Origin of the sequence: Amycolatopsis sp. NPDC059027, assembly GCF_042739735.1 — a bacterium.
Lineage (GTDB): Bacteria > Actinomycetota > Actinomycetes > Mycobacteriales > Pseudonocardiaceae > Amycolatopsis.
Genome location: NZ_JBHYIK010000045.1, coordinates 1 through 2,637, shown reverse-complemented (window position 1 = coordinate 2,637; position 2,637 = coordinate 1). Strand labels below are relative to the sequence as shown.

Below are 2,637 nucleotides of genomic sequence, written 5' to 3'. Positions count from 1 at the left end.
ACCCCCACCCCCCCCTTTTAGTGCTCGTGGTGACACTGTGCCCCTTAATTGCCTCCGACCCGGGCCCCACCGCTTGATCGCTGGCCAACACGGACCGTGCGTGCCCGTCGAGGTCACGCACCCGGTGGTTTCACATACCCCGAGATGTGCACCTTCTTGGCGCCCGCCGTGACCTTGGTCGCGACGAGGTGCTTGCGGTGGGCGACCTTGTTGCCGAAGTTGCCGTCCACGGTGTCGATCGTGCCGTGCGCGCGGTCCACCGCGACCACGACCGACACGTGCCCGCCGACCACGCCGTCCGGCGGACCGTAGATCACCAGGTCACCCGGAACCGGATCGCCGAGCTCGCCGGCGGGCCGCGGTTTGAAGAGCTTGTGCTGGACACCCCATTTGCCGACGCCGCGGGCCACCCAGGTGGTCGGCACCGGCGACACCTTCGCCTGCTTCCACACCCACTCGACGAACATCGCGCACCAGTCGTACTTCGCGCAGGGACCGTACTTGCCGCAGGCGGGCGGTTTCACGCCGACCTCCTTGAGTGCGGTGTTCACGATCAGCTGGCGGTTGACCGCCAGCGTGTCGATCGTCGTGTCCACAGTGGATTCCGTGGCGGCGATCGACGGCGCGGCGGCGGCCTGCGCGACGCCGGTGGCGCCACCGGCGAACAGCGGTAGCAGCAGTGCCGCCACCAACGACGACAATCCCAGTCGCAGTTTCTTCGTTTTCACAACGGTTTCCCTCCCTCGAACGGCCGCCTGCCGGGCGACCGCGTTCACGGGAGACATGCCTGCGGGCCCGGTCACGCATGAGCGCGGCGGCGAGAACGGGCGATGTTCACCCGTTTGCCGCAGCGAGAGCGCGGAGCCTGCCCTGAAGCTTCGCCAGCGCTCGTTCCCGGTTGCGCTGCACGGTTCCCTTGTGGACGCGCAACAGCGCGGCCGCCTCCTCCAGGGTGTGGCCGTCGAGGTCGACGAGCATCACCACGGCTTTTTCCTTGCCGGTGAGGGAGTCCAGCAGACAGGCCACCCTGTCCCACGAGTCCACGGCGGGCAGGTCACCGTCGCAGGTGGCCGGTGCCGCCCGCTCCAGCGGGACCAGCCGCCGGTCCGAACGCCAGCCACCGCGGGCAAGGTTGACCGCGGTCGCCAGCGCGTAGCCGTACGGGTTCGCGTGGCCGAGGAACCGGTCACGCCGGCGCCCGGCGCTCTTGAGCCGCACATACACGTCGTGGACCAGGTCATCGGCCCGGTGCCGGGATCCGACCAATGCCGCGACCCGCGCGAAAAGCCGCTGCGAAACCGCCAGGAACACCCGGTCGAATTCGTCGTCAACCACGCGAAACGCCACCCCTCCCCGGTGGATTCCGGTACCCGCCCCCTCGTACCGGCACCCCCCAGCCTGCCCTATCGCGCACCGTCCAGGCCCTCACTCGATCGGGTGGAACCCGGCACGGGTGATCCGCCGGCGCACGCGCGTTTTCCGATCTTGTAACGAACTCCGCACCGTTCCGACTAGCGGTTGAGCGGTCACGGTCCGCGTTCTTCGCGGCGGAGTCGGATGGTGGGGGCACCAGTGCGGGCGGACTACGGCGAGGCGTTGCCGGCGGATTTCTCCATCCTCGAAGAACTCGACGACGACGCCGCCGCGACCACCTACCTCATCGGCGGCCCGGAAGCACGCGAAGCGGTTCTGACGGTCGGGAAATCATCGGTACCGGACGAAGTACGAACGGAGTTCACCGCGTGGGCCGCCAAACTGGCTCTCGCCGCGGAAGATCCGCGTGTGGCCGAGATCCTCGGTTCGGGGATCACCGGCGACTCGCGGCCGTTCCTGATCGCCGGGACCGGCGAAGTCCTGGCGGACCGGCTGCTCACCGACGGCTCGCTGCCCCCGCGCGAGGCCGCGCGCTACGGCATCGCCCTCGCCGAGGCGCTGGCGGCCGCGCATGAATCCGGAGTGGTGCACGGGACGGTCCAGCCCTCGGCCGTCCTCGTCCTGGACGGCGACGCCGTGCTGGCGGGCTTCGACGCCACCGCTCCCGGCCTGGCCGTCTCGGCGGAGCCCGACATGTACACGCCACCCGAGTCTGTCGCCGCGGCAGTAGCCGGTACAGCGCTACCGAGCGAAGCGGGCGACGTGTACGGCCTGGCCGTGACGACGTACGTCGCGCTCGGCGGCACCCCGCCATGGCACGACGCGCCGCTCGATCTGCGGGCGAGGACCGCGCCGCTTCCCGAATCCCCCGCGGTACCACCGGAACTGCTCACGCTGCTCCAAGCGGGCGTGGCCGTCGATCCGCAGCACCGGCCCACGGCCGCCCAGGCGGCCGAATGGTTTTCCGCCTTCGATCTGTCCGAAGAGGACGGACAGGGCGGTGGGCCGGTCGGGCCGGACCTGCTCGCCGGACGCGGCCGCCGGGTCGGCCCCCGCACCGCCGCGCTGATCGTCGGTGCGGTGGGTGTCGCCGGCACCACGACCGGCCTCCTCGCCTCGGGTTCCTCGTCCGTCGCACCGGCGGGCGCGCCGACGGCGATCGCGAGCGCGCCGGGCGTGGGGGGGGGGGGGGGCGCGGGGCGGGGCCCCCGGCGCCCCCCCCCCCCGCCGCCGCGGGGGGTGGGGGGGGGGGGCGTGGGGGCT

2 protein-coding genes and 1 pseudogene are annotated in these 2,637 nt (G+C 71.6%); 1 reads left to right on the top strand and 2 read right to left on the bottom strand.

Translation table 11 applies throughout. The features are described from left to right. Nucleotides 1-113: 113 nt before the first annotated feature. Nucleotides 114-728, bottom strand: coding sequence for a CHAP domain-containing protein (locus ACFWY9_RS28105; protein WP_378340289.1), 615 nt, complete (start codon nt 726-728; stop codon nt 114-116). 106 nt (nt 729-834) lie between these two features. Then, nucleotides 835-1,335 carry an RNA polymerase sigma factor gene (locus ACFWY9_RS28100; protein ID WP_378331609.1) on the bottom strand — a complete coding sequence of 167 codons (501 nt, stop codon included), beginning with the start codon at nt 1,333-1,335 and terminating at the stop codon, nt 835-837. Between the two features lie 222 nt (nt 1,336-1,557). Here ACFWY9_RS28100 and ACFWY9_RS28095 point away from each other — a divergent pair. Next, a pseudogene (locus ACFWY9_RS28095) lies at nt 1,558-2,637 on the top strand (hypothetical protein); the annotation flags it as partial.